This window comes from Paracoccus lutimaris, assembly GCF_003337565.1.
Taxonomy (GTDB): Bacteria; Pseudomonadota; Alphaproteobacteria; order Rhodobacterales; family Rhodobacteraceae; genus Paracoccus; species Paracoccus lutimaris.
Genome location: NZ_QPJL01000005.1, coordinates 126,813 through 152,609, shown reverse-complemented (window position 1 = coordinate 152,609; position 25,797 = coordinate 126,813). Strand labels below are relative to the sequence as shown.

The 25,797-nt window shown below is 67.1% G+C and carries 18 protein-coding genes; 7 read left to right on the top strand and 11 right to left on the bottom strand.

The window, feature by feature from the left end; genetic code table 11:
* The first annotated feature begins 129 nt into the window (after positions 1-129).
* On the top strand, positions 130-1,962 hold the full coding sequence (locus tag DFP89_RS06830) for an ABC transporter ATP-binding protein (protein WP_114348675.1): 1,833 nt from the start codon (positions 130-132) through the stop codon (positions 1,960-1,962).
* Here DFP89_RS06830 and DFP89_RS06825 read toward each other — a convergent pair.
* Genes DFP89_RS06825 through DFP89_RS06810 form a run of 4 tightly spaced genes read right to left on the bottom strand, consistent with a single transcriptional unit; the run spans position 1,959 to position 12,137 of the window.
* Positions 1,959-2,735 (bottom strand): hypothetical protein, encoded by a 777-nt coding sequence (locus DFP89_RS06825; protein WP_114348674.1) that lies wholly within the window; start codon positions 2,733-2,735, stop codon positions 1,959-1,961. The two genes, DFP89_RS06830 and DFP89_RS06825, sit on opposite strands and share 4 nt — an antisense overlap.
* Positions 2,723-3,319 carry an SCO family protein gene (locus DFP89_RS06820; RefSeq protein WP_114348673.1) on the bottom strand — a complete coding sequence of 199 codons (597 nt, stop codon included), beginning with the start codon at positions 3,317-3,319 and terminating at the stop codon, positions 2,723-2,725. The genes DFP89_RS06825 and DFP89_RS06820 overlap by 13 nt, the downstream gene beginning before the upstream one ends.
* On the bottom strand, positions 3,316-5,103 hold the full coding sequence (locus tag DFP89_RS06815; RefSeq protein ID WP_114348672.1) for a hypothetical protein: 1,788 nt from the start codon (positions 5,101-5,103) through the stop codon (positions 3,316-3,318). Before DFP89_RS06815 ends, DFP89_RS06820 begins: the two co-directional genes overlap by 4 nt.
* Positions 5,088-12,137: a cupredoxin domain-containing protein gene (locus DFP89_RS06810; protein ID WP_147273281.1), complete on the bottom strand. Its 7,050-nt coding sequence runs from the start codon at positions 12,135-12,137 to the stop codon at positions 5,088-5,090. The genes DFP89_RS06815 and DFP89_RS06810 overlap by 16 nt, the downstream gene beginning before the upstream one ends.
* A 222-nt stretch (positions 12,138-12,359) precedes the next feature.
* On the opposite strand from DFP89_RS06810, the gene DFP89_RS06805 reads away from it, so the two are divergent.
* From DFP89_RS06805 to DFP89_RS06795, 3 genes are all read left to right on the top strand, one after another.
* On the top strand, positions 12,360-15,143 hold the full coding sequence (locus DFP89_RS06805) for a trypsin-like peptidase domain-containing protein (RefSeq protein ID WP_114348670.1): 2,784 nt from the start codon (positions 12,360-12,362) through the stop codon (positions 15,141-15,143).
* 222 nt (positions 15,144-15,365) lie between these two features.
* The gene (locus DFP89_RS06800; protein ID WP_114348669.1) at positions 15,366-16,004 is read left to right on the top strand and encodes a TetR/AcrR family transcriptional regulator; all 639 of its coding nucleotides are present in this window, start codon (positions 15,366-15,368) and stop codon (positions 16,002-16,004) included.
* Positions 16,005-16,078: 74 nt separating this feature from the next.
* Positions 16,079-17,242, top strand: a complete 1,164-nt coding sequence (locus DFP89_RS06795; RefSeq protein WP_114348668.1) for a M20 aminoacylase family protein — start codon at positions 16,079-16,081, stop codon at positions 17,240-17,242.
* A gap of 104 nt (positions 17,243-17,346) precedes the next feature.
* Here the strand turns inward: DFP89_RS06795 and lpdA are convergent, their stop codons facing one another.
* From lpdA to queA, 4 genes are all read right to left on the bottom strand, one after another.
* Positions 17,347-18,738 carry a dihydrolipoyl dehydrogenase gene (lpdA, locus tag DFP89_RS06790; protein WP_114348667.1) on the bottom strand — a complete coding sequence of 464 codons (1,392 nt, stop codon included), beginning with the start codon at positions 18,736-18,738 and terminating at the stop codon, positions 17,347-17,349.
* A gap of 42 nt (positions 18,739-18,780) precedes the next feature.
* Positions 18,781-19,359 carry a DUF924 family protein gene (locus DFP89_RS06785; protein WP_114348666.1) on the bottom strand — a complete coding sequence of 193 codons (579 nt, stop codon included), beginning with the start codon at positions 19,357-19,359 and terminating at the stop codon, positions 18,781-18,783.
* Positions 19,360-19,433: 74 nt separating this feature from the next.
* On the bottom strand, positions 19,434-20,675 hold the full coding sequence (locus tag DFP89_RS06780; RefSeq protein ID WP_114348665.1) for an MFS transporter: 1,242 nt from the start codon (positions 20,673-20,675) through the stop codon (positions 19,434-19,436).
* Entirely contained in the window at positions 20,675-21,730 is a 1,056-nt protein-coding gene (gene queA / locus DFP89_RS06775) for a tRNA preQ1(34) S-adenosylmethionine ribosyltransferase-isomerase QueA (RefSeq protein ID WP_114348664.1), read from the bottom strand. Before queA ends, DFP89_RS06780 begins: the two co-directional genes overlap by 1 nt.
* A gap of 118 nt (positions 21,731-21,848) precedes the next feature.
* Between queA and DFP89_RS06770 the strand changes: the two genes are divergently transcribed.
* Complete coding sequence (locus DFP89_RS06770) at positions 21,849-22,139, top strand: (2Fe-2S)-binding protein (RefSeq protein ID WP_114348663.1); 291 nt, start codon at positions 21,849-21,851, stop codon at positions 22,137-22,139.
* Entirely contained in the window at positions 22,087-22,572 is a 486-nt protein-coding gene (gene bfr / locus DFP89_RS06765; protein WP_114348662.1) for a bacterioferritin, read from the top strand. The genes DFP89_RS06770 and bfr overlap by 53 nt, the downstream gene beginning before the upstream one ends.
* Positions 22,573-22,626: 54 nt before the next feature.
* Here bfr and DFP89_RS06760 read toward each other — a convergent pair whose 3' ends face one another.
* The 3 genes from DFP89_RS06760 to DFP89_RS06750 form a co-directional block, all read right to left on the bottom strand.
* Positions 22,627-23,163 (bottom strand): SRPBCC family protein, encoded by a 537-nt coding sequence (locus DFP89_RS06760; protein WP_114348661.1) that lies wholly within the window; start codon positions 23,161-23,163, stop codon positions 22,627-22,629.
* Entirely contained in the window at positions 23,160-23,522 is a 363-nt protein-coding gene (locus DFP89_RS06755) for an ArsR/SmtB family transcription factor (RefSeq protein ID WP_220269819.1), read from the bottom strand. Before DFP89_RS06755 ends, DFP89_RS06760 begins: the two co-directional genes overlap by 4 nt.
* Before the next feature lie 139 nt (positions 23,523-23,661).
* Positions 23,662-24,351, bottom strand: coding sequence for an HAD hydrolase-like protein (locus tag DFP89_RS06750; RefSeq protein WP_114348659.1), 690 nt, complete (start codon positions 24,349-24,351; stop codon positions 23,662-23,664).
* A 105-nt stretch (positions 24,352-24,456) separates the two neighbouring features.
* Here DFP89_RS06750 and glmU point away from each other — a divergent pair, with 105 nt between their 5' ends.
* A complete protein-coding gene (gene glmU, locus DFP89_RS06745) occupies positions 24,457-25,797 on the top strand; it encodes a bifunctional UDP-N-acetylglucosamine diphosphorylase/glucosamine-1-phosphate N-acetyltransferase GlmU (protein WP_114348658.1) in 1,341 nt (446 codons plus the stop codon).

The window sequence follows — 25,797 nt, the reverse complement described above, 5'->3', positions numbered from 1 at the left end:
TGAAAACTGCCCCCGAGTTTCAGACGGGTTTCCGGCGAATTGCAAGAAACAAGTTGCCGGCGCTTTCCGGTTGCAATGTCGTGGCGCCGGGCTAGCCTGTCGGCCAGTGCTTTCGACAGGGGATGGCCGATGCTGGACACAGAGCCGCTGGTCTCTATCGAGAAATTGCGGGTCGAGTTTCAGACCCATGACGGCCCGGTGACCGGCGTCAACGAGCTGTCATTCGACATCCGCCCGGGCGAATGCGTCTGCGTGGTGGGCGAAAGCGGCTCGGGGAAATCGGTCAGCTCGCTCTCGCTGATGCGGCTGGTCGAGTTCGGCGGCGGCGAGATCACCAAGGGCAAGCTGCTTTTCCAGCGCGAGGATGGCGAAAGGATCGACATCGCCCGGGAAGACGGCCGCACCATGCAGGGCATCCGCGGCAATGAGATCGCGATGATCTTTCAGGAACCGATGACGGCGCTGAACCCGGTCTTCACCATCGGCGACCAGCTTTCCGAGGGGCTGATCACCCATCGCGGCCTGACCCGCGCCGAGGCCCGCGCCCGCGCGCTGGAACTGCTGCGCGAGGTGCGCATCCCCGAACCCGAACGCCGACTGGAGCAATATCCGCATGAGCTGTCGGGCGGCATGCGCCAGCGCGTCGTCATCGCCATGGCCATGGCCTGCCGGCCGCGCCTTCTGATCTGCGACGAGCCGACGACCGCGCTGGATGTGACCATCCAGGCCGAGATTCTGGCGCTGATCGACCGGCTCAAGCGCGAAAACGGCATGGCGGTGATGTTCATCACCCATGACATGGCGGTGGTGGCGCAGATGGCCGACCGCGTCGTCGTCATGTTCCGTGGCAACAAGGTCGAGGAAGGCCCGGTCACCGAGATATTCGAACGTCCGCAGCAGGATTACACCAAGGCGCTGCTGGCCGCCGTGCCGCGACTGGGCGAGATGACCGGCCGCGACGCCCCCGAACCCATGCGCCTGATGCGCGCGGGCGAGGCGGCGGCCCCGGAACCCGTCGCCGCCCGCAAACCCGAGCCGCTGCTGGAGGTCCGTCATCTTTGCACCCGCTTTCCGGTCAAGGGCGGGCTTTTGCGCCGCACCGTGGCGCAGGTCCATGCGGTCGAGGATGTCTCATTCACGCTGAATGCCGGCGAAACCCTGTCGCTGGTCGGCGAATCCGGTTCGGGCAAGACCACGGCGGGCCGCTCGGTCCTGCGGCTGGTCGAGCCGACCTCGGGTCAGGTGCAACTGGCCGGACAGGACATCATCGCCATGGGGCCGGGCGAATTGCGCCGCGCCCGGCGCAACATGCAGATGATCTTTCAGGACCCCTTTGCCAGCCTTGACCCGCATATGCGGCTTTACGACCAGATCGAGGAACCGATGCTGAATTACGGCATCGGCACCCGCGCCGAACGCGAATCCCGCATCGCCGGGCTGTTCGACCGGGTCGAGCTGCCGCGCAGCTTCATGCGCCGCTATCCGCATGAAATGTCGGGCGGCCAGCGCCAGCGCATCGCCATTGCCCGCGCCCTTGCGCTGAACCCGCGCCTTGTCGTCGCCGACGAGGCGGTCTCGGCGCTGGATGTCTCGGTGCAGGCGCAGGTGCTGAACCTGCTGATGGAGCTGCAGCGCGAGCTGGGCATCGCCATGCTGTTCATCAGCCATGACATGGCGGTGGTGGAACGCGTCAGCCATCAGGTCGCGGTCATGTATCTGGGCCGGATCGTCGAAATCGGCAGCCGCCGGCAGGTGTTCGAAAACCCCCAGCACAGCTATACGCGCCAGTTGATGTCCGCCGTGCCGGTGGCCGATCCGCGCCAGAAAAAGATCTCCGAGGATCTGCGGTTCCGCCCGATCCCCTCGCCGATCTTTCCGGTGGATTATGCCGCGCTCCCCTCGGTCTATCATGAGGTGGCGCCGGGCCATCGGGTGCTGGTCGATCCGGTGACGCACGGCTAGGGCGGCATTCCCTCGCGCGGCAGCCGCGCGGGGTCCAGCTTGGGCAGCGTGGTTTCCAGACAGGCGCGGGTCAGCCTGCGCCCGCAGGCGATCAGCGCCTCGCCCAGCATCAGCCCGTGCAGATAGGCGCGCCGGCTTTCGGCGGGCAGGTCCGCGATTTCGGGCATGTCAAGCTGCGCGAGGCGCGGCTCCAGCAATTCGGCCAGTTCGTCCGCGTCGAAGGCCATGTCGCCCTGGGTCACGATCTCGATCCGCCGGCCAAAGGCCCCGCCGCGCGCGTTGAAGGCCTTTGCTGCGGCCTCAAGCCCGACTTGCGCCGGCGTGCCCGGCGCGGCACTGACGCGCAGCGCGCCGGGCGTGATGCCGCGTTGCTGGGCCGCGCCGATCCCTTGCAGGAAGGCGATCAGTGCCCCGAGCACAGCCTCATCCGCGACATAGCGCGGCATGGCCGGATCCAGTTCGCGCCCGTCCGGGGCGACGCCATCGGTCACGGCGTGCAGGAAGCCCGCCCGGTCATAGGCGCCGCCGGGGCGGTCGGGCGCGGTCAGGCCGGGCCAGTCGATGGCGGGAAAGATGGTCGCGCCCTCACGGCTGCCGCGCGCGTCCTGACCGTGGCAACCGGCACAGGGAAAGCGCGTCGCCGGGACGCGCAGCTTGCCGCCCATCAGCCGCGCCTCGGCGCCGGTGCCGCGCAGGTAAAGCGCCGCGCCCGGCCCCTCGTCTGCGGCCACCGGCAGGGCCGCCAGCAGCAGGGCCGGGATTAGCCCGCGCATTCCGGCAGGTTCGCGGCAAGGGCATAAAGCGCATCCGGGTCGGGCAGGCCGACGATGCGGGTAAAGCTGCCGGCGCAGGGCCGGCCGACCAGATAGACCGGGTCGTGATCCTCGACCGGGCCGGGCGGAAAGCGCAGCGCGTCCAGAAGCGGCTGCGTGCCCTGCGACCCGCCGGTGACCCAGAGCCAGCGCGCGCTGGCGCCGATCTCGTGCCGGGTCAGGTCCAGTTGCTCGGGCGTGTCATGCACGGGGTCGATCGAGATGGTGACGATGCGCGCGCCGTCCAGCCCGTCCTCGGCCAGCGCCCCGTCGACCCACAAGAGCGTCGCATTGGTGATGCCGCAAAGCGACTGGCAATTGGTATAGGTAAAGCCGATGATGACCGGCGCCGTCTCGGGCAGCAGATCGCGCAAGCCCCCGCGCGTGCCGCCCGCCAGCGCCACCGGGAAATTCGGGATCGCCAGCGGCTCCTCGCCGCTGATGACGCGGGCGGCGCGGGGCGCGGGCTTGTGCGCGCCGTCATGGGACAGGGCGGGCAGGGCGCCCAGTGCAAGGATCAGCAGGGCGGTGACGGTCGGGTTCATGGATCCCTCTCCCAGAGCAGCGGCGCAAAGACCTCGTTGCCGGCATCGATCTGGATCAGCACCGCATCCAGCGGCGGCAGGGCGAAAGCCAGATCCGAGACCCCATCCGCCCCAGTCCGCAGATCGGCATGCGCGCGCCAGCTGCCGGTCAGCGCGCTGAAGGTGACGCGCCCGACCAGCCCCGCGCGCGGATGGCCGCCGGCATCGGTCAGCGCCAGCCGGATCGCCTCGCCCTCGGGGCGGATGGCCAGCCGTCCGACGGGGGCGGCCTCGGGGCCTTGCGGCAGGGCCACCGGCAGTTCGGTGCAAAAGCTCAGTGCGCCAAGCCCGGTCGTCGCCACCAGCTCGAACCGGCCGGGACCGGGCAGGCTGGCGACGGTCTGAAACACCCCCTCGGGGCCTTCGCGAAAGCTGCGGTCAAGCGTGGCGACCAGCCGCGGAATGCCGCCGCGCAGCGGTGTCGCGGTCATCGCCGGCGCATCGCCCATGGTCGAGCTTTCCATGATCCGATAGCCCTGATAGCTCTCTGCATGGACCGCCAGCATCCCGTCCAGCGGCCAGAGCGGCGCCAGCAACTGCCGGCCCGCCCGGGGTGCCTGTGCGGCGCTGCCGATCAGGATCTCGCGGAAATCGGCGGCCTCGCCCCGGGCGATGGCATCCAGACCAAGCGCGCCGACATGGGTCTGGCTGGCAAGCATCAGAAAGGCCGAGCGCTGCGAGAAGGCGACCTCAGAAATGGGGGAGTTGGCCTTGACCGAGCGCACGAGCCGCCCCCGCGCCACATCGATCACATGCGCCGGTCCGCCGCGGGGCGACCAGGCCAGCGCCACCCGGCCGCCCGGCGCGGCGGCAAGGCGCGCGACCCGTGCCGGCAGGGGGATAAGCTGGACGAGTTCGGGCGCGTCCAGATACTGGATCGCGATGCCCGCGCCGGTCAGCAGGGCAATGCCGAAGGGGGTGCCGCCCTGTTCAAGAATGGTGGCATCGCGCAGGTCGGGCGCGGCGAATTCCTGGCTCTGCACCCCCTTGCCAGTGTCGATCAGCACCGCGCGGCCGCTATCCGCCCCCGTTTCCGGCTGCAATGCGACCAGCCAATCCGCATTGCCCGAGGGGCGGATCGCGCCAACCCCCTCGGCAATCCTGCGCCGCGCGCCATCCGCCGCGACATGCAGCAGCGCGCCGCTCCCCTCCAGAACGATCACCGCGCCATTCCCGGCACCGCTGACATCGCGCGGGTGCTCCAGCCCGTCGATCGCGCCCAGATCATGCCCAGCGGCGCCGATCATCCGCACCTGCCCCGCATCGGGCAAAACCAGCAGGAAGCGCCGCCCGAACGCATCGCCGCGCAGCGCCGCGACGCGCGATTCCAGCGTCACCGCACCCAGGATATTGGCGCTTGCCAGCGAGAAATCCGGGTCGCTGACGGCAAATGCGCCATCCTCGGTCACCACGCCGATCACCGGATCGTTCAGAAACATCGTGCCATTCGGCAGGCGCCCGGTGCGCATGAAGGCCTCGGCCGCCTGCCCGCAGGGCAGGTCGTCCGCGTCGATGCGCCTGAGCCAGCCGAAAAGCTTCAGCCCCGCAGGGGTGCCGCCGCCAAGACCGTTGGCGATGCTGACGCGGATCTGCACCGGCATATGCGGCGCGATGCTCGGGACCGGCTGGCCGTCCAGCGACAGGAATTCGGTCGTGGCGGTCAGCGCCGGTTTCAGCTCGTCGGCGGCGCAGGGCGGGGCAGTCAGTGCCGCAAGTGCCGCCGCCAGGGTCAGGGCACGGCGCATTGCGGGTCTCCGGGTTTGGCCACATCGATCAGCCCCCAGGTGCCGGCGGCGCGCAGATGCGTCGGCCCGTCATGCCAGACCGTGGTGCCGGGCTTTGCCTCGGGGCGCAGCCAGGCGGTGATCGCCTTACCCGGCGCCAGCAGCGCCGAGCGCGGAAAGCCGAAGCCGGGGAACAGCTCGTCATAGGAATAGCCGTTCATGGCAAAGGAGCGCTGTCGCGCCCGCCCGCCGGGATGGACCACGCGAATGACGATCTGTTCGCCCGCGCAGGCCGGAAGCCGGGGCTGGCCAGCAGCCGAGAGGACATAGTCACTGGCGAAGACATGGGCGTTCAGGTTGGAATTGGCCTCGATGCCGCTGTCGGGATTTCCGCCGCGCAGCATCCGGTAGAAGGCGGGCGAATGCTGGCTGACGGCGGCCTCGCCGCGATCATAGCTGTCGTCGCAGACCGCGCAGTCGGGAACCGCGCGCACCGGACCCAGATCGGGGTCGGTGGCGATGCGGCCGGTATCGGCCCAGACCGTATCCAGCTTCATGGCGTCGTCCCAATGGTTCAGCCCATCCTGATAGAACAGCACGAATTCGCGGATGCGCATGGTTTCCACCGCGTCGGGGCTGGCCTTGGCGGTATAGCGCATGCCCTGACCCGCGCCGCGTCCCGGAACATGGTAAGCCGAGCAGCGCCGGTAGTTTTCGACCGGCTCCTTGTCGCAGGCGAGGCCGGTCTTGCCCTCGGGTTCGGCGGGTTCCCAGGTCACCGGCACCACGTCGATGGCGCCAAACAGACCATGCGGCACCTGCGAGATCACGTCTGCGGTCGGCTTGACCGGGACCGCGCCAAAGGCATAGGGGATCCAATGCGTCCGCCTGTCCACCGCCTGCAGCAGCGCAAGCCGGCTCAGCGCCGCCAGATCGGCGGCCAGCTCGTCAAGGGCGGCGTCACTGTTCCGCCCGGTCGTGGCCGGACAATCCTGCACGCGGCAAAGCGCCTCGATCACCGGCGCCAGCACCGCCGGGTCACGCTGCAGCCTGACCCGCGGCTTGCCGGTGACGGTGATGTTCAGCGCATATTCCTGATCGAGCACCTGCGCGATGCCGTCGCCGGGGCCGACGTCGAAAAGCGGCACCAGCCGCAAATCGACCCGCGGGGCCGCGCCATCGCTGCGCGCGCCGAAATGCCGGTCGAGCATTTCGGGCAGCATGGCATTCAGCAGGGGCGTCGCGATCATGACGATTTTCGTGGCCTTCTCGTTGCGGTCGCCTTTCAGGTCAAGGCGCGAGCGTCCGGCATAGCTGCTCAGCAGCGGTCCCGGCTCGACCCCGCCATGGCCGCCCGCGATGGCCTTGGGGTTATAGCCAAAGCCCGCCGGGACGGTGCGGATCAGGTCCAGCCCCGGCAGACCGAAGCTGATCGCCAGCCCCGTCGAGGGCCGCAGCCCGTGAGGGGCCGCGCTGTCGGGCAGGCGCTGCAATTCGATCCGGTGCAGGTCGTCGTCGAAATGCGGGATCGGATCGGCATTCAGCGGCACGATCTTTGGCAAGAGCGCGTCACCCAGCACATCGCGCATGCCCCGCTCCGTCTCGCCCAGCAGGTTCAGCACCCGCAGCCGCAGGCAATCCCCGGCGCGGACGCGCAGCACGAAGGGCTCGGGCTGCGTGTCGCCATAGGCGGTGCGGACCCGGTCGATGACCGTCGCGGCCGAAAGCGCGCGGAAGGCATTCGTATCCGAGATGTCGGGAACCCCCAGCTGGTCCGGCGCCATCAGCGCCAGCATCAGCCCGTCCGGGTCGGAAACCCCCGCGCCATAGACCGTTCCGCGCGGGTCAAAGACGCGCCGGGTCTCGACCGCGACGATGACGGCTTCGACGATGCGCTGTTCGGGGCCGTCCCCGGCCGGGATCGGGCAGGTCCGGCCAGTGCCCGAGAATGTCTCGGCCGCAAGTGCCGCCGAGCCTGCCGTCTCGGCCGCGCTGCTGTCCAGCCTCAGCAGGCGCGCGTCGATCCTCTGCTCGGCGCCGCGCTCGGCGGCCGTCCAGCCCGGATTGAAGGCCGCGACCGTCTTGGGGTCGGGGGCGGCGCCGTCCTTGTAGATCCGGATCAACCCCCAGGCGCCGTTCCACAGCGCGTCCACGCTGCCGAAGTGATAAAGGTAATCCGACGAGTCGCGCTGCACATCCGCGGGCAGGCCGTCAGATGCGTCAGCGGCATAGGTGACATTGCCGCCGGTGACCGACTCGATGCTGCCGGCGGTGTCGGCGCGCAGGCTGCCCTGCATCTCGAAATGTTCCGAGATGCCGATTTCCTGCGCGAACATGAAGCCTTCGATATTGTCGCATTGCGCCAGCGCGGCCTCATAGGCCCGCCAATGATCCTTGTCGGGCCAGGTGTCGCGGTCCATGGGCGCGGTGTCGCGCCATTCGATGTATTTCCCCGGATGCGCGCGCCGCAGTTCCGCGCGCTGTTCGCACAGGTTTTGCAGCGAGGCCGCGCCCGTCATGTCCAGCGGCATCATGCCCTGCGCAAAGGCCTGATCGATATTGCGCTTGAAGGGTTGGCCGGTCAGCGTGAACGTGTGCTGGACTTCCTGCGCGCCCTGGATCATCCGCAGGACCAGCCTTTCGCCCTCATAGGCTTCGAGCAGCGGTGTTTCCGGGTCGCCATGCAGGCCGGAATGCAGCGCCCCTGCCATGTCGCCCCAGGCCCCGGCAATCTGATGGCTGCGCGAGCAGGGCTGGAAGCTGCCCTTGGCCAGCGCGGTGACCAGATCGCTGTCGCCATGATCGCCCGGCGCGTTCATCGCCATCGGCGCGCAATTCCCCGACAGGACCCCATCGCCATCCTTGTCGGCGATGCGCAACGGGATCGGCGCGCCGCGATAATTCACCAGATAGGGGTCGTGATGATCGACCGAGATCGACTCGGGCCGCTCGGGCGCGGCAACCGGCCTGGCCATCGCGCCGGTGCCATCCCCCCCCGCCGCCCTCTGGCGATAGCTCACGAGATGCCGGCGCAACGCGCGGACCTCGCCCGGCGGGGACAGCAGATCGCCCGCGTAATGGCTGAGGTGGTGCATGTCGTCGCGATGCGCGCCGCCCGCCAGCCAGGCCGGCGGCGGCAGCGGATAGAAGAAGCTGCCGCGTCGCGGGTCGCGGCTTTCCGCGGTGCCGCAGACATCGCGCATGTTGAAGGGGCTCAGGCGATAGCGGGCCTCGCAATATAGCTTTGCCATGCCGTCAAGCGCTCCGATCCGCGTTGCGGCCGCGCCGGTCGTATCCGCCATGGCCCTGGCGAAGGCGGCCGGATCCTCGCGGTCGCGCGGATCGTAAAGCAGCGCGAAATCGGCGATGGACAGGGCGAATTCGCGATAATCGGGGTGATAGGGATCCTCGGCGGCGATGCGGATCAGCTTGCGCGTGCCCTGCCACAGATCGCTGCCCCAGGCGACTGCGTGCGGGGCCTGAGCCTTGGGCAGGGGGGTGACGCAGTTTTGCGCCGGCGTGTCCGCTGCCTTGGCCTTCATGTCGTTGCAGATGGCGGGCTTCGCCAGATCGACCGAGTAGCGCGCCGGCGGCTCGATCACCAGCGCGGCATAAAAGCCGTGCTGCTGGATCGAGCTGGGGCCGAAATGGTCATGGGTGAAGACGGTGCGCATGGTGCGGTCGATGGCATCGCCGTTTTCATCCAGCGACAGGATCGGGTCGGCGAACCAGCGCTGGGTCGTGGTCTGGAACCATTCCGGATGTTCGCTACGCTTTTCGCGCCAGATGCGATGTTCCTTATAGGCCGGCGTCGTGCAGCGCGCATCCTTTGCCCCCTTTTCGGTGCAGATGCGGGTGGCGATCTCGTCGGGGGCGAAGGTGCCGTCCTCATAGTTCCAGCCATTCCCCGACCCGTCCGAGGCGGTGACGTCGAATTTCACCAGATGGATATGCTGGCCGATGGTGTCGGTCGGCGTCCGGACCTGAAAATCGTCCAGCTCGAGTTCCTTGGGCAGTTCATTGGTATGGCGGAATTCGATGCATTCGCCCGAAAGCGCACGGAAAAAGAACGGCTCCTCGCTGTCGCTGATCAGCGGCGAGATCAGCCCCGGCCCGGTCTTGAAGCGGTCGGAGTCAAAGCTCAGCACATTGATGCGCGCCTGCGGGTCATGCCAGCCGGCGCGGTTCACGATCATGTCGAGCTGCACCGCCGAGGCCTCATAGCGCCGGAACCCGGCCACGCGGTCGTCGCGGATCAGCGGCGTTTCCAGCCATGGCGTCAACGGATCGGGGCCGGGCGTGGTCGCCGGATCGTCCTGCCAGCGCCCGCAAGGATCGGCAAAGGGCGCGCCTGGGCGCGGCGCCGCGCCATTGACGTAGAACACCGCCTCGCGCGCGGGTTCCGATGCGGTTTCGGAGTCGGGCGCAGGTGTCGGGGTTCCGGCCAGCGTGGTCGCGTAACCGCCCTCGGCAAAGCCGGCGACCTCGGTGCCATCGGCCTGTTGCAGCCGCAGATCGCCCGCCCCGGCATCGGGGCGATAGAGCTTGCCGTTATGGTGATAGCCCATGGCGGCGCGTTCCAGCCGTTCGCCATAGGGGTCCAGCCGGGTGATGACGGATGTGGTCAGATGGCCGCTCAGATCGCCAAGCGCAAAGGCCTTGGCGATGACCTGCCGCATCAGGAAGACCTGCTTGTCGTCGCTCAGCGCCTCGAATTTGGTGCTGTCAAGGACGGCTTTGGGCAGGTCGATGCCGAATGCGCGCCGCGAGCCGGTGGTGATGACATGCCGGTTCAAGCCGCCATCCAGCCATTCCCCGGCCGCGGCAAAGGCACCGCTGACGGCTGCGGGGGCGCGATCGTCCACGGCATCGCTGTTCGCAGCCGGCGCCCCCAGATTGCGGGCGATGTCCAGCGGTGCCTGCGGCGGGCGGTGGCCCGGCTCGGCGGCGATATAGAACGGATAGCCCGGCATCGGCGTTGCCGCCTCGGGTTTCAGCGCCGTGCCGTCCGCGGTCAGATCGGCGGCCTTGGCATAGGTCGGGGCCAGCGGCAGCGGCTCTCCGGGCAGGGGGACCAGCGCCGGGATCGGCGTCCCCTGCTGCTCGCCATGCCACAACCCGGTCAGGCGGTCGATGCTGCCCGCGCGCCGGTCGGGGCGCAGCGTGGCCGGGGTGAATTCGGTCGAAAGCCCGGCATGGGACTGGCCGTCCGGCAACAGCCGGGTTCCGTCCTCGAGCACGTCATGGACGCGCCACAGCGCCCACATGCCTTGCGCGAAATGCGGGTAGAGATGGCAGTGAAAGATCGAATCCCCCACCGTGCGGTTGCGGTTCCCCGAGCCCTGGCTGTCCCACCAGCCGCCCTTGCCCTTGCCATCCGGCCCGCGCTGGCCGCCGTGATAGATGTTATAGGTAAAGCCCTGCTGCGGCGCGACCGTCTGGCTGTCCAGATACGAGCCGCGATTGGGGTCGTTGCCGGCGAACCATTGATGGGCATGCAGGTGGAAGACATGGGTTTCCTTGGGGCCGGCATGGAAGTTGCGAAACACCACCGGGTCGTTCAGATAGGAATGATGCACGTTCGAGGGATCGTCCGGATACCATTCCAGCAGCGCCGGATCGCCATTCGCCCATGAGGTCAGGAAGAACTCTTCGTAAAGACATTCCATGCAATCGTCGGCCGGCCCGATGCCCTTGCGATTGGCCAGCAGAAGCGATCCCATCCCCGAGGCGCCGTAATTGATCGCGAACCCGTCCTTGACCCCGGCAAGCTGCCCAAGCTGGCCAAGTTCGCGGAAATTCTTGGTATAGAACGTCTTCAGCTCGTCATGGAAGAACACCGAGAATTCGCGGAAGGCGCCATATTGCGCCTCGGTGGTGATGCCGCCATGTTTCTGTTCCTCGGTTTGCGGCGTGCAATTGGCGCCGGTCATGCTGGGGTCGCAATAGATGATCGCGTTCAGGTCGGAATGGACCAGTTCAAGCAGCCTGGCATCCGCGAATGCCGCCTGCGCGGCCTTGGCATCGGCATCGGCGTCGATCAGCGGCCGGGCCATGTTCAGGATCGGCGTGCCCGCCGCATCCACGCCCTCGTAATCGGGCGAGGCAGCACGGATGCGGTCCGGCATCTCGCCTTCGGCCGGCCAGACCGCATCCAGCGCCGCGCTGCTGACCTGACTGCGATACCAGCGCGCGCCGCGCCGCTCGGCCATGACCGCGCCGAACAGGCCATGCACCAGCGAGCCGCCATTGCCCTCGCCCCCGGCCGGCGCGGCCAGCGAGGCAAAGAAATAGGTGCCCTCTTGCTCGATGCGGTAGCGGCAATAGAAATCGGCGTCCGGCGCCACCGCCCCGGTGCCGAAACAGGCGGGGTCGGGGGCGCTCGTGCCGGGCATGGCCAGCGGAGTCAGCCCCTGGACCACGAAATTCACCATCCGTGTGCTGGGCCAGTTCGGCGCATCGGGATCGATGCTGGCGTCCTGGCTGGTCGCGGGGTCGCAATCGACCTCGGCATGGCGGCGCAGGGCGGCGTCCCCGCGCGCCAGCTCGCGCTGCACGCTTTCGCGGCCATGATCGGCGGTCGGGGTCTTGCGCTGGCAGACATCGCCCGAGAAGTCCGGGGCCTGCCGTATCGGGGTGGCAGGGGTCAGCAGGTTCCTGACATGCACGACCAGCGTATCGCCGACATTGGCGCGCAAAACCATCGGGCGCGGCCGCTTGCAGTCGCGCAGCCGCACGTCCCCGGCTGAAAGCGCGCTGTCGGCGCCGCGCGTCTCGGTGCCCGTCAGCGCGCCGCATTGCGCGCCGCTCAGCGGCTCGGTCAGGTCCAGATCGACGACGCCATCGGCCTGCGGCGCCGGCGGCAATGGCGCGATGTCGCGGTTCAGCGCGAAGATCATGCCAAAGGGGTTGAACGAGCCGAAGCGGTTATAGACCAGCGTCTGTTCCAGCGCGGCAATATCGGCGCAGACCACGCGGCCTTTCTCGTCCTTTGGCAGATCGTTGCTGACGGCCCGGCAGGCGGGTGCGAAATCGTCCTGCTGCGCATTGGACAATGCCGGCGACGCCGTCGCCAGGACCGCGGCACCAAGAAACGTCACGACAACAAACAAACCCCGACGCGGCATGACATGCCTCCAGACAAGCATTTCCAATGAATGCGTCAGGCAGGACGCCGCTTTCACGGGTGGAATCGCGGCAGGATGGATTCGCGCCCGTATTAACGGTAGCATAGGAAACGCGATTTTCCCTAGACCCTATGCAATCAGAGGCACGCCGTGCCCGAACCCGCGCCCGATATCCGCCACTGGCGATCGCTGATGGCCATGCATCGCTCGACGCTGTCGGCGCCGGGACGGGTGGGTGGGATCATCCTTGAATACCGGCCGGCGCTGCTGCTGGAGGATGACCGGCTTTCCGATGTCGCGCCGCCCAAGGGGTTCGACGGTCAGGACTTTTCGCGGATGCAGGATGCGGTGGCGCGGATGGCGGGCTCGGTCGGACGGATCGAGGTCGAGGAGCAGGGCTGGCACAACATCGCCACCTGTTTTCGGGTCAGCACGGATCCGCGCCGGGTGGTGACGGCGCGCCATGTGCTGCGCGCGCTGCTGAAGTCAAGCGAGAGCATCCTCTGCGCGCCCGATGCCCAGCCCGACGCCACACCGCCGCAATCCGCCTATCGCCCGGCGCGGGTGCGCTTCGAGACGGCCGGCGGCCCGGATGAGGTGATCGACATCGAGGCCGTCGAATGGCCGCATGCCGTGCTGGATCTGGCGCTGTTGCGGCTGGCCGGGGATTGCACCCGGCCCGCGCTGGAGCTTGCGCTGCCCGCCGGCGGCGATCCCTTGCCCGCGCCCGAGGCCGCGATCTGCGTCATCGGCTATCCGATGCAGGCGCCGGCCGATCCGGTCAGCAGCGGGTTCGGGGCGCTGTTTGGCGCGACGGAACTGGGCCGCAAGCGCGTGTCGCCCGGCCGGATCAACCCGTCGCAGGCGCATGATCCGGTGATGGGCATGCGCCATGATGCAACCACGCTGGGCGGCAGTTCCGGCTCTCCGGTGGTTGCGCTGGACAGCGGCAAGGTCATCGCCGTGCATGCTTGCCTGAAATTCGGTCTGAACCATGCCGTGCTGCTGCCCGCCGCCTTGACCGAGGCCGAGCTGTTCCGGCGCATGGGGGACGGCTCGGACCCGCCCGATGGCGGCACCGCGCCGCATGGATCGCCCGACCCGCCCCCCTATTTCGGCATGCCCCTGCATATGCAGCACGGCAATGGCGACGAGCTGGCGGCCACGGTCCCGCCGGCGCTGGCGATGTCGAACCGCGCCATGCCGGACCGTTTCGACCGCCGCGACCGCTTCTACCGCCCGTCGCTGGCCGCGCTGCCCGGCAAGATGCTGCCCGACATGTCACGGCTGGGCAATGCGCGCGTCCAGCAGGACGGTTTCAGCTGCACGGGCTTTGCGCTGGCGGCGGTCATCGACCGCCAGCTGCGCGAGCTGCCCGGCGGCGACGAGGCGCCCGCCAGCGTCAGTCCGGCCATGCTTTACGGCCTGGCGACCCAGCATGACGAGTTTGTCGACGATCTTCCCGGCGGCTCGTCGCTGCGTGGTGCGATCAAGGGCTTTTTCCATTTCGGCGTCTGTCAGGAGGCGACCGCCCCCTATAGCGGCTATGATCCCGAATGGCATCTGACCATCGAGGCCGCCAAGCAGGCGCGCGAGATCACGCTGGGCGCCTACTACCGGCTGCATCCGGTTCTGACCGATTATCAGGCCGCGCTGCACGAGGCTCGGGCGATCGTGGTTTCCGCCCATACCCATTCCGGCTGGGAGTTTCGCCGGCGCGGACCGATCGAGACCATCCCCTTCAAGCCGGGGCGGACCGGCGCCCATGCCTTTGCCATTCTTGGCTATGACGATCACGGCTTCATCATCCAGAATTCCTGGGGGCCGGGCTGGAGCAACTGGTGCAATTGCAGCGGCCTGGCGCGCTGGACCTATGCCGATTGGGCCGAAAACATCATTGACGCCTGGGTGATCCGGCTCGCGCCGCCGGTCTCGGGGGCCTTCGGTCTGCAGGTGCGCCAGCCCGCCGCCACCGCCGGCGACGCGCCGGGGCTGCCCTCGGGCTATGCGCGGCTGCGCGACGTGCGGCGCTCGGCGCTGGTCGGCCATACGATCCATGCCGAAAGCACCGGGTTGCGGGGCGAAAGCCGGCTGGGGCTGGGTCCCGAGGCCATCCGCGAGACCGCGCTGCATCTGGCCAGCGCGCGGGGCTGGCAGGAATATCCCGGTCTGGCGCTGATCTTTCACGATCCGACCACCGATGCCGACCCGGTCGCCCGGCTGGCGGCGCATATGATCGAGCCGCTCAAGGTCAATGGCATCTATCCGGTCCATGTCCATTACGGCGCCGACGAGATGCGCTCGCTGATGGTGCGCATGCTCTATGAGGCAGAGCTGGCCTTTGCCCTTGCCGCCGGCTCGGGCGAGCGGCTGAACAGCTATCTCGACCGCCGCGCCCTTGGCATCGCGCAGCCGCTGTTCTCGGCCTGGCTGGCGGGCTGCGACCGCGCGGTCGAGCCGGGCGGCGGCCTGTGGCAGGCCATGGCCGGGCTGGGCCTTGAAGCCGCGCAAAGGGGCGCTGCCGGGCGCGGCGACGGGCAGTGGCGCGCGCTGCATCTGCTGTCGATCGGTGCCGGCTGGTTCCCGGCCCGCGCCTTCATCGCCGCGCGTCAGGCAATGGGTTTTGGTCCCTGCGCCTCGGTCGGGGCGGTGGCGCCGCCGATCCATGCCGATCCTCCGGCGCCCGCCGAGACGCGCTTCCGGTGCTGGCGGCTTTCGGCGGGCAAGCCGGCGGATGCCGTCATGCGCGGCTATGATGGCGACTGGTGCGACTTTCTGTCCCGGCTGTCCAGATCCGGCGACGGGCCGCGGGTCAGCGGCAAGGGCGGGGTGGGCGCCGATCTGGGTGCCGCGGTGACCGATGCGGCAGTGCTGAACGCGGTTCTGGCCCATATGCTGGGACGGCGGCCGGCCAAGACGCGCAGTTTTCAGTGACGCGCAGCGGTCATTCCACGCGATGCGGGATGTCGAACCCCCATATCGCTGGGCGGGACGATGCCCTTGCCAACAGCAATGACGCGACAATGTCGCCAGCGATCGGTCACGATATGGGGGCCTGAGCTCGTAAACCGGGAAATGATTAAACCGTAATACGAATTACTGTAATGCGTCGGACGCTATCATGCGATATGCTTGCCAGCAAGCGGAGACAGTCTGATGCAGCGCGCGAACCGCGACGACCGGGAAGAGGAAATCGAGGCCGCCGCCTATCGTCTTCTGGAAGAGCATGGCTTTGCCGGCGCGGGCATGCAGGCCATTGCGCGGGCGGCGCGGGCCTCGAACGAGACGCTCTATCGCTGGTATGGTGACAAGACCGGTCTGTTCCGGGCGCTGATCATGCGCAATGCCAGCCTGCCATGCGCGGCGCTGGAGCAGGCGCATGGCCGGGGCGAGCGCGGATTGGCGGTGCTGCGCGTGGTCGGGCCGGTATTGCTGACGATGCTGCTCAGCGACCGGGCGATGGCGTTGAACCGCGCGGCGGCGGCAGACGATACGGGTGAGTTGGGCCGCACGCTGGCCGAGGCCGGGCGCCAGGCCTGCGCGCCGAAATTCGGGCGGGTCATGCAAGAGGCGCAGGCCACGGGCGAACTGGCCAGATCGCGCGACGGGTGCGATGTGCTGCCCCGCGATCTGGCCGAGCTGTGGCTCACGCTGCTGGTCGGCGACCTGCAGATGCGCCGCGTGACCGGCGCCATCCCGCCGCTGACCGCCGAAGAGATCGGGCTTCGCAACGCCAGGGCGCTGGATGACCTGTCGCGGCTATATCCTCCCGCTGACGCGGATCCGCCGGCCTGATCGCAAGGCGCGGCACCCGCCCGCCCTTGCAGCCCGGGCCGAAAGGCGTAACCTGCCCGCGAAGGAGATGTCACATGCCCGTCAAGAACCGCTTCGCCGAATTGCTGCCCGAGATCACCGCCTGGCGCAGGGATTTTCACGAGAACCCCGAGCTGCTCTATGAGGTGCATCGCACCGCCGGCAAGGTCGCCGCCCTGCTGCGCGAATTCGGCGTCGATGATGTCACCGAAGGCGTCGGCCGCACCGGCGTCGTCGGCGTGATCAAGGGCCGCTCGGACAGCAAGGGCCGGGTGATCGGGCTGCGCGCCGATATGGATGCGCTGCCCATCCGCGAACGGACCGGCGCGGAATATGCCTCGAAAAATCCGGGGGTCATGCATGCCTGCGGCCATGACGGCCATACCGCCATGCTGCTGGGCGCGGCGAAATACCTGGCCGAGACGCGGAATTTCGACGGCACCGCCGTGGTTATCTTCCAGCCCGCCGAAGAGGGCGGCGGAGGCGGTCTGGCCATGGTCGAGGACGGCCTGGTGGAGCGCTGGGGCATTCAGGAATTTTACGGCATGCACAACATGCCCGGCTATCCGATCGGCAGTTTCGCCATCCGCGAGGGCGCGATGATGGCTGCCGCCGACCAGTTCGACATTGTCGTGACCGGCAAGGGCGGTCATGCCGCCAAGCCCCATGACACCATCGACACGACGCTGGTCGCGGCGCAGATCACCGTCGCGCTGCAATCGATCGTGTCGCGCAATCTGGACCCGCTGAAAAGCGGCGTGGTCTCGGTCTGCGTGGTGGAAACCGATTCCACCGCCCATAACGTCATCCCGCAGGTGGTGAAGCTGAAAGGCACCGCCCGCAGCCTTGATCCCGAAGTCCGCGACCTGCTGGAAGCGGGCATCAAGCGCATCGCCCCCAATGTGGCGGCGGCTTATGGCGCGACCGCCGAGGTGCAATATGATCGCGGCTATCCGGTGACGATGAACCATCCCGAGGCCACGGTTCATGCCGCCGAGGTGGCCCGCAGCATTGCCGGCGACGTCAATACCGAGATGGCCCCGATGATGGGCGGCGAGGATTTCAGCTATATGCTGCTGGAGCGTCCCGGCGCCTATATCTTTGTCGGCAATGGCGATACCGCCATGGTTCATCACCCGGCCTATGATTTCGACGACAATGCCATTCCCGCCGGATCAAGCTGGTATGCCGGCATGATCGAGGCGCGGATGCCCGTCTGAGCGGCGAGGATGCGGGGGCGCTGCCCCCGCGCCCCCGGGATATTTTCATGAAGAAGAAAGGGGGCCGTTCTGGCCCCCTTGTTTCATCGCCGGTCCTGATCGGATCAGAAATGGATGGCGCGGCCATAGGCCGAAAGCGTCGCCTCGTGCATCATTTCGCTGAGCGTGGGGTGCGGGAAGACCGTCTCCATCAGCTCGGCCTCGGTGGTTTCCAGCGTGCGGCCGACGACATAGCCCTGGATCAGTTCCGTCACCTCGGCGCCGACCATATGGGCCCCCAGAAGCTCGCCGGTCTTGGCGTCGAAGACGGTTTTCACCAGTCCCTCGGGTTCGCCAAGCGCGATGGCCTTGCCATTGCCGATGAAGGGGAAGCGGCCGACCTTGACCTGGTATCCGGCGGCCTTGGCTTTTTCCTCGGTCAGGCCGACCGAGGCCACCTGCGGATTGCAATAGGTGCAGCCGGGGATCGAGTTCGGCTTGATCGGATGCGGGTGGCCGCCGGCGATCAGTTCCGCCACCATCACGCCTTCATGGCTGGCCTTGTGGGCAAGCCAGGGCGCGCCCGCCACGTCGCCGATGGCATAAAGCCCCTCGACCCCGGTGCGGCAATATTCGTCGGTCACCACATGGGTGCGGTCGATCTTGGCGCCCAGCTTTTCGAGGCCAAGATTTTCGACATTGCCGACGATGCCGACGGCCGAGATGACCGTGTCGAATTCCTGTGCCTCGGTCTTGCCGCCGCTCTCGATGGTGGCGATGACCTTGTCGGCCTTGCGGTCAAGCGACTTGACCGTGGCCTTTTCCATGATCTTCATGCCCTGCTTGACAAACTGCTTCTTGGCGAGGGCCGAGATTTCGGCATCCTCGACCGGCAGCACGCGGTCCATCACCTCGACCACGGTGGTGTCGGCCCCGAGCGTGTTGAAGAAGCTGGCGAATTCGATGCCGATGGCGCCCGAGCCGATGACCAGAAGTTTTTTCGGCATATGCGCGGGGACCAGCGCGTGCTTGTAGCTCCAGACCCGTTTGCCATCGGCCTCGAGCCCCGGCAGGTCGCGGGCGCGGGCGCCGGTCGCCAGCACGATGTTCTTGGCGGTGACTTCCTCGGTGCCCTTGTCGGTCTTGACGCTGATCTTGCCGGGGGCGGTCAGCGTGGCCTCGCCCATGATGACCGTGACCTTGTTCTTTTTCAGCAGGTGGCCGACGCCGCCCGCAAGCTGCTTGGCCACGCCGCGCGAACGCTGCACGACCGCATCAAGGTCATAGCCGGCCTTTTCGACCGACAGCCCGAATTCCTTGGCGCGATGCATGAGGTGGAAAACCTCAGCTGAACGCAACAGCGCCTTGGTCGGGATGCAACCCCAGTTCAGGCAGATACCGCCCAGATGCTCACGCTCAATACAGGCGACCTTGAGGCCAAGCTGGGCACCGCGGATGGCGCAAACATAGCCGCCCGGGCCGGAACCGATCACCACCATGTCGAAGGACTGCGCCATGGAATTCCCCCTCTTGAAAAAGATAGTTCAGCGTTAAATCATTTAGACAAGGTCATCAAGCGACAGCTTGCCCGAGACCAGCGCACCATAACCGCCAGCATCCATCATGCGGGTTTCCGCCTGCGTGGGCTGGCGCCCCAGCGCATCGTTGCGCCAGGGAAAGCGGCCGAAACAGGCGATGGTGTCGCGATGCAGTTCGGCATGTTCCAGGTTCTCGCCCGGCATATGAGCGCGGAAAAGCTCGATGCAGCGATGCTGATCGGCGAGGTCTTCGGAATGCTCGAAGGGCATGTAGAAGAACTGCCGCGCGGGGGGCTGGATCTGGCGGTCGAAGCCCGCGGTGATGGCGCGGTCGGCGATGCTGCGGGCCAGCGCGTCGGTGGCAAAGGCGCGCGGATCATTGCGGAACATGTTGCGCGGAAACTGGTCAGTCAGGATCAGCGCGGCCAGCGCGCCTTCGGGCGTGCCGGCCCAGGCGGGGGCAAGGGTGTCGGCGCGTTCCCAGGTCGCCATGAAGCGGTCGCGGATGGTCTGGTCCAGTGCGGCCGTGCCGTTATACCAGCCCTTTTCGCCGACCTCGTCGAGCCAGAAGCGGTTCACGTCCGTCGCTGTCGCAAGCATGAGGCCCCCTTTCGTGGTCAGGGAATGGTTGCAGAGCTTGCCGCGCCCTGCAACCCCGTCCTGTACCCGCTGCGTCAGGATTTACCGCTGTCGTCCGAACCGGCGTTTTCCAGGGCCGCCTCGACCGCGACGGGGGTAGCCGAGGGGGCGATGACGGCAAAGTTCTGGTCCTGCGCGGGCGCGGCGCGGCGGGTGCGGCGCCAGCCGGTATAGGCGGCCAATATGACCAGCAAGAGGCCGATATAGATCCAGAACCCGTCTGGCCCCATGACCGACATCACCCAGCCGGTGATCAGCGGGCCGGTCATCGCGCCGACTCCGTTGATGAACAAGAGCCCAGCCGAGGCGGCGGCCATGTCCGAGGCCTCGAGAAAGTCGTTGGTATAGGCCAGCAGCACAGAATAGATCGGGTTCGAGACCCCGCCAACCAGCGCCGCCGCCAGCAGCAGGCCCCAGATGCCCGGATCAAGCACGAAGGTCGCAAGGCTGGTGACGCAGCCCAGCACCGCCAGCCCCAGCACGATCATGCGCCGGTCGCTGTGATCCGACAGCCAGCCGATCGGATATTGCAAGACCAGCCCGCCGGCATAGATCGCGGCGACAAAGGCCGAAATCTCGGTCACGGTCAGCCCCTTGGACGAGCCCCAGACCGAGGCCATCCCGAACAGCGCCGAAAAGACGCCGCCCATCAGGAAAATCCCCACGCAGCCCAGGGGCGAGACCTGGAACAACTTGCCGAAGGTCATCCGCTTCATGGTCGCGAATTGCGGCGCGGGTTGGGTGGAGAGCAGGATCGGCAGGAAGGACAGGCTGACCAGCACCGAGGGGATGACGAAAAGCAGGTATCCCGCCGGATCGGCGGTGTTCATCAAAAGCTGCGCCGAGACGATTCCCAGCATCTGCACGATCATATAGGCCGACATCGCCTGACCGCGCGATTCGTTCGAGGTCGAGGCATTCAGCCAGCTTTCCGAGGTGATATAGACCCCCGAAAAGCAGAAGCCGATCAGCAGGCGCATCACCGACCAGGCGATCCAGTGCGGCGCGACCGCGTAAAGGATCAGCAGTGACGAGATCAGCGAGGCGAGCGCCGCGAAGACCCGCACATGCCCGACCTTCTGGATCATGCCCGGCACCACCCGCGACCCCAGCAGGAAGCCGCCGAAATAGGCCGCCATCACCACTGACATCTGCGTGGTCGAGATGCCCTCGATATTGCCCCGGATGCCCAAAAGCGTGCCCTGCATGCCGTTCCCGACCATCAAAAGCAGGATGCCCAGAAGCAGCGGCCAGGTGGTGCGAAGGACGGTCAGCATCACGAACCCTTTGGAATCAGCAAGGAAGCGTCGCCATAACTGAAGAATCGATAGCCCGATTCGACCGCATGGCGATAGAGGGCTTTGATACGGTCCTGTCCCATCAGCGCGCTGACCAGCATCAGCAGCGTCGATTTCGGCAGGTGGAAATTGGTCATCAGCGCATCCGTCACCCGGAATCGATAGCCCGGATAGATGAAGATATCGGTAACGCCGCTGAAGGCATGGACCCGGCCCCCGGCATCGGCCGCCGATTCGATCAGGCGCAGCGCCGTGGTGCCGACGGGGATCACCCGCCCGCCGGCCCTGCGGGTTTCATTGATGATGGCGGCCGCCTCGGGCGTCACCTCGCCCCATTCGCCATGCATCCGGTGGGTGGTGACGTCCTCGACCTTGACGGGCAGGAAGGTGCCGGCGCCGACATGCAGGGTGACATGGGTGAAGCGCACGCCCTTTTGGGCCAGCCGCGCCAGCAGATCGGCGTCGAAATGCAGGCTGGCGGTGGGGGCTGCGACCGCGCCCGAGCGCCGCGCCCAGACCGTCTGGTAATCCTGATGATCGGCCGCGTCGGGGGCGCGCAGCGCCGCGATATAGGGGGGCAGGGGCATGGCGCCGACCCGCGCCAGCGCGGCGTCGAAATCGGCGCCGGTTGCGTCAAAGCGCAGCGTCAGTTCTCCATCGGCGATCTCCGTCACCTCGGCTGAAAACCGGTCGGAAAAGCGGATCACCTCGCCGGGTTTGAGCTTGCGCAGCGGTTTCGCCAGCGCCCGCCAGCCATCGGCTGCGGGTTCCAGCAAGGTGACCTCGATCCTTGCCACCGCCTCGCCCTGCGGGGTCTGGCGGGCGCGGGTCCCGGACAGCCGCGCCGGGATCACCTTGGTGTCGTTCAGAACCAGCAGGTCGCCCGGCCCCAGCAGATCGGCCAGATCATGCACATGCAGGTCGCGCGTCGCGTCGCCCTCGGCCAGCAAAAGCCGCGCCGAGGAACGCGGCCGGGCAGGGCGCGTCGCGATCAGCGTTTCGGGCAGGTGAAAATCGAAATCGTCCAGTTTCATAGCGGGTTTCTCGCGCTGCCATGCAGGGCCGTCAAGGCGGGCGCGGATCACAAAGTGAAAAGCTCGGGCTTTACATGTCCGAGAGAAATGCTAAGTATTCGGCATACGAGGTGAGTCCATGATCGTCTGCCATTGCACCCAGATTTCAGACCATGACATCCGCGCTGCCGTGGACTGGATGCGCGCGTCCGACCCCGAGACGATCATCACCCCCGGAAAGATTTACCACGCTCTCGGCAAAAGGGCTGATTGCGGTGGCTGTATGCCCTTGTTTCTGGACACCATGCGCCAATGCGATAATCTGGCGGTGCCTCCGATCCTTCGGGGGCTTCGAGCCATTCGCAAAGGGGACAGCCATGAAGGGCGACGCCAAGGTCATCGAGTATCTCAACGCAGCGCTGCGGTCTGAACTGACTGCAGTCAGCCAGTATTGGCTGCATTATCGTCTGCAGGAGGACTGGGGCTATGGCCGCATCGCCGCCAAGTCGCGCGAGGAATCCATCGAGGAAATGAACCACGCGGATCGTCTGATCCAGCGAATCATCTTCCTGGAAGGGCACCCGAATCTGCAGAAACTGGACCCGCTGCGCATCGGCCAGAACATCAAGGAAACGCTGGAGGCCGATCTGGCCGGCGAACATGACGCCCGCACGCTGTATATTCAGGCACGCGAGCATTGCGACAAGGTCGGCGACTATGTCAGCAAGGCGCTGTTCGACGATCTGATCGCCGATGAGGAAGGCCATATTGACTTCCTCGAGACGCAGCTGGGCCTTCACGAGCAGATCGGCGCGCAGAACTATGGCCTGCTGAATGCCAAACCCGCGAACGAGGCGGAATGATCCGCATCCCGGAACGCGATCAGGGGGCCGGATGGCCCCCTTTTTCGTTTCGGGTCAGCGGGTGGAGGCAAGCCGGGCCCGATAGGTTCCGTGCAACCTCGTCCAGCCGGACCAGAAGGACGCGGCATCCCGGCCCGCCACCCGCGCGCCGAGGATTTCCAGATGCATGTGCCAGCCCGAGGCGGTCATGTCGCGCATGGACGGATGATCCAGCCCGCGATGCGTCAGCGTCAGCAGCACCTTGTCGCCGCGCGGCTCAAGCTCAAAGGTCACGTCGCCCTTGCCCCAGGCATAGGTCAGCAGGCGCGGCGGCTCGACCGCGATGATGCGGCTGTCCATGCGCTGTTCCTCGGCAAAGCCGGCGGGGCGGGGGTCCGAGGCGTCGCTCAGCTCGTCATTGCGCCAGATCAGTTCGAACCCGGCCCCCGGCGTCAGGGTCATGTCACCGGCGGCCAGCCATTTGCGGCGCAATTCGCTGTCGGTGAGATAGTTCCAGATCCGTTCGACCGGCCCCGGCAGCCAGCGCTGGATCACCAGCGTCGTGCCATCCCTGAGGCTGGCGAATTCCTCGATCTTGGCGTCCACATTCATGTCGCTTCTCCCTTGGGGTTGTCCGACGGGTCCGATCCGGTGGCCGGTGCCTGCGCATCCTCGTCGCGCAGCAGGCGCTCGAGCAGGTCAAGGCGGTCGGTCCAGAAGCGTTCATAGAACGCCAACTCGTCCCAGGCCGGTTTCAGAGGCGCTGCCTCGAGATGGCAGATATGGGTGCGCCAACGGATTTCCCGACGCAGCAGCCCGGCTTTCTCAAGCACCTTGATATGCTTGGAGGCCGCCGCAAGGGTCATGGCATGGGGCTTGGCAAGCTCGCCCACCGTCCGTTCGCCAAGGGCCAGATCCCGCAGCATGGCGCGCCGGGTCTCGTCACTGAGCGCATGGAAAATCTCGTTCATTCTCGGCATTCATCATTCAACCATGTGGTATATTTAAACGATGCCCAACCATGAGTCAACCAAAAGGTAAAATGAAAGGGGCCGGGATGCGAGATCCCGGCCCGGAGAGGTCTGGCGACCGTCTTTCGCGCAAGGGCGGCTAGGCCCCCAGCCAGTGCGCGGCCAGCGCCGGCAACTCGTCGTAATGGGCCAGCATCGCCTCGGGGCGCAGGCGGGTCAGGGCCTCTCCCTCGGGGCCAAAGGCGACCAGCGCCACGCGCACGCCCGCCGCCGCCGCGGTCTTGCGGTCGGTCTCGGTATCGCCGACCAGAAATGATCGCGCGACCTCGCCGCCGGCGCCATGCACGGCGGCGGCATAGGGGCGGGGGTCGGGCTTGCGGACCGGCAGCGTGTCGGCGCCGATCATGGCGGCAAAGCGGTCACGGATGCCCAGTTCGCGCAGCAGGATCTCGGCCAGCGCGGCGGGCTTGTTGGTGCAGACCGCCAGCAGGTGGCCGTCGGTGGCAAGCTGTTCCAGCGCGGCCTCGGTGCCGGGGTAAAGCCGGGTATGGACCGCGATGCCGGTGGCGTAATGATCCAGCAGGCGCGGATAGTCCTGCTCCTCGGCGCCCGGCGGCAGCAGCGTGTCGGCGGGCAGGCGCGCATAGCCCGCGCGCAGCATGGCGCGGCCGCCGTGAAAGGCGATCAGCGCATCCGCGACCGGGTCCAGCAGCGCGCCAAGGCCGCGCGCCTGAAAGCAGGCATTGGCCGCCGCGATCAGGTCCGCCGAGGTGTCCGCCAGCGTTCCGTCCAGATCGAAAACCACCGTGCCTGCAACCCTGCCCGCCATGCCCTTGTAACCTTCCGTCAAGATGTGTGAACGCTGGGGGCTTTCCCCCCTGCCGCCCCCTAGGTAGAACGCCGGCCAAGGATAAGGAACAGGCAAGGGGCAGACATGACCGAGAAACCCGTCGCACTGATCGTGCTGGCCGCCGGGCAAGGCAGCCGCATGCAATCGGATCTGCCCAAGGTGCTGCACCGTCTGGGCGGCGTGCCGCTGGTCGGCCATGCGCTGGCCGCCGGTCGCAGCCTTGACCCCGAAGAGGTCATCGTGGTCGCCGGCCACGGTGCCGATCAGGTCAAAAAGGCGCTGGGAAAACTGGACCCCGATGCCCGGATTGCGTTGCAGGAAGAACAGCTTGGCACCGCCCATGCCGTCCGTCAGGCGATGCCGCTGCTTGAGGGGTTCGAGGGGCGGGTGATCATCCTTTACGGCGACACCCCCTTTATCGGCCGCGAGACGCTGGACGTGCTGGCCGCGCATCCCTCGGACGTGGTGGTGCTGGGCTTTGAAGCCGCCGATCCCGGCCGCTATGGCCGGCTTGTGACCGGCCCGAACGGGTTGGAGCGGATCGTCGAATACAAGGATGCCGACGAGGCGACTCGCGCCATCCGGCTGGTCAATTCCGGTGTCGTCGCCGCCGATGCCGCCACCTTGCGCGAATTCCTGCCGATGATCGGCAATCGCAATGCCGCCGGCGAATATTACCTAACCGACCTGCCGGGCCTTGCCCGCGCCGCCGGCATGCGCGTCGATGTCGTCACCTGCGACGAGGCCGAGACGCTGGGCATCAATACCCGCGCCGAGCTGGCCAGCGCCGAGGCCGCCTTTCAGGCCCGCGCCCGCGCGCAGGCGCTTGAGGATGGCGTCACGCTCAGCGATCCGGCGACGGTCTGGTTCTCGCTGGATACGGTGATCGGGCGCGATGCCATCGTCGGCCAGAATGTGGTTTTCGGCCCCGGTGTCACGGTGGAAAGCGGTGCCGAGATCCTGCCCTTTTGCCATTTCGAGGGCTGCCATATCAGCTCGGGTGCCACGGTCGGCCCCTTCACCCGGCTGCGTCCGGGGGCCGAGCTGGGCGGCGATGTCCATGTCGGCAATTTCGTCGAGATCAAGAATTCGGTGCTGGATGAGGGCGTCAAGGTCGGTCACCTGACCTATCTGGGCGATACCCATGTCGGCGAACGCGCGAATATCGGCGCGGGCACCGTGACCTGCAACTATGACGGCGTCAGCAAGCACAAGACCCAGATCGGCCCGCATGCCTTTATCGGTTCGGACACGATGCTGGTCGCGCCGGTCAGGGTGGGGGCACGGGCAATGACCGGCTCGGGCTCGGTCATCACCGAGGATGTACCGGATGATGCGCTGGCCATCAGCCGCCCGGCCCAGGTGAACAAGCCTGGCCTTGCCGCGCGGCTGATGCAGGCGCTGCGTCAGAAGAAAGGTAACTAG

Bases quoted from the DNA above. Each gene is read 5' to 3' on its own strand.
- DFP89_RS06785 (WP_114348666.1), bottom strand. From the start codon at position 19,359: ATGCTTGCGACAGCGACGGACGTGAACCGCTTCTGGCTCGACGAGGTC.
- DFP89_RS06750 (WP_114348659.1), bottom strand. From the start codon at position 24,351: ATGGCGGGCAGGGTTGCAGGCACGGTGGTTTTCGATCTGGACGGAACG.
- DFP89_RS06815 (WP_114348672.1), bottom strand. From the start codon at position 5,103: ATGCGCCGTGCCCTGACCCTGGCGGCGGCACTTGCGGCACTGACTGCC.
- glmU (WP_114348658.1), top strand. From the start codon at position 24,457: ATGACCGAGAAACCCGTCGCACTGATCGTGCTGGCCGCCGGGCAAGGC.
- DFP89_RS06780 (WP_114348665.1), bottom strand. From the start codon at position 20,675: ATGCTGACCGTCCTTCGCACCACCTGGCCGCTGCTTCTGGGCATCCTG.
- DFP89_RS06825 (WP_114348674.1), bottom strand. From the start codon at position 2,735: ATGCGCGGGCTAATCCCGGCCCTGCTGCTGGCGGCCCTGCCGGTGGCC.
- DFP89_RS06760 (WP_114348661.1), bottom strand. From the start codon at position 23,163: ATGAATGTGGACGCCAAGATCGAGGAATTCGCCAGCCTCAGGGATGGC.
- DFP89_RS06795 (WP_114348668.1), top strand. From the start codon at position 16,079: ATGCCCGTCAAGAACCGCTTCGCCGAATTGCTGCCCGAGATCACCGCC.
- lpdA (WP_114348667.1), bottom strand. From the start codon at position 18,738: ATGGCGCAGTCCTTCGACATGGTGGTGATCGGTTCCGGCCCGGGCGGC.
- DFP89_RS06800 (WP_114348669.1), top strand. From the start codon at position 15,366: ATGCAGCGCGCGAACCGCGACGACCGGGAAGAGGAAATCGAGGCCGCC.
- bfr (WP_114348662.1), top strand. From the start codon at position 22,087: ATGAAGGGCGACGCCAAGGTCATCGAGTATCTCAACGCAGCGCTGCGG.
- DFP89_RS06770 (WP_114348663.1), top strand. From the start codon at position 21,849: ATGATCGTCTGCCATTGCACCCAGATTTCAGACCATGACATCCGCGCT.
- DFP89_RS06820 (WP_114348673.1), bottom strand. From the start codon at position 3,319: ATGAACCCGACCGTCACCGCCCTGCTGATCCTTGCACTGGGCGCCCTG.
- DFP89_RS06830 (WP_114348675.1), top strand. From the start codon at position 130: ATGCTGGACACAGAGCCGCTGGTCTCTATCGAGAAATTGCGGGTCGAG.
- DFP89_RS06755 (WP_220269819.1), bottom strand. From the start codon at position 23,522: ATGAACGAGATTTTCCATGCGCTCAGTGACGAGACCCGGCGCGCCATG.
- queA (WP_114348664.1), bottom strand. From the start codon at position 21,730: ATGAAACTGGACGATTTCGATTTTCACCTGCCCGAAACGCTGATCGCG.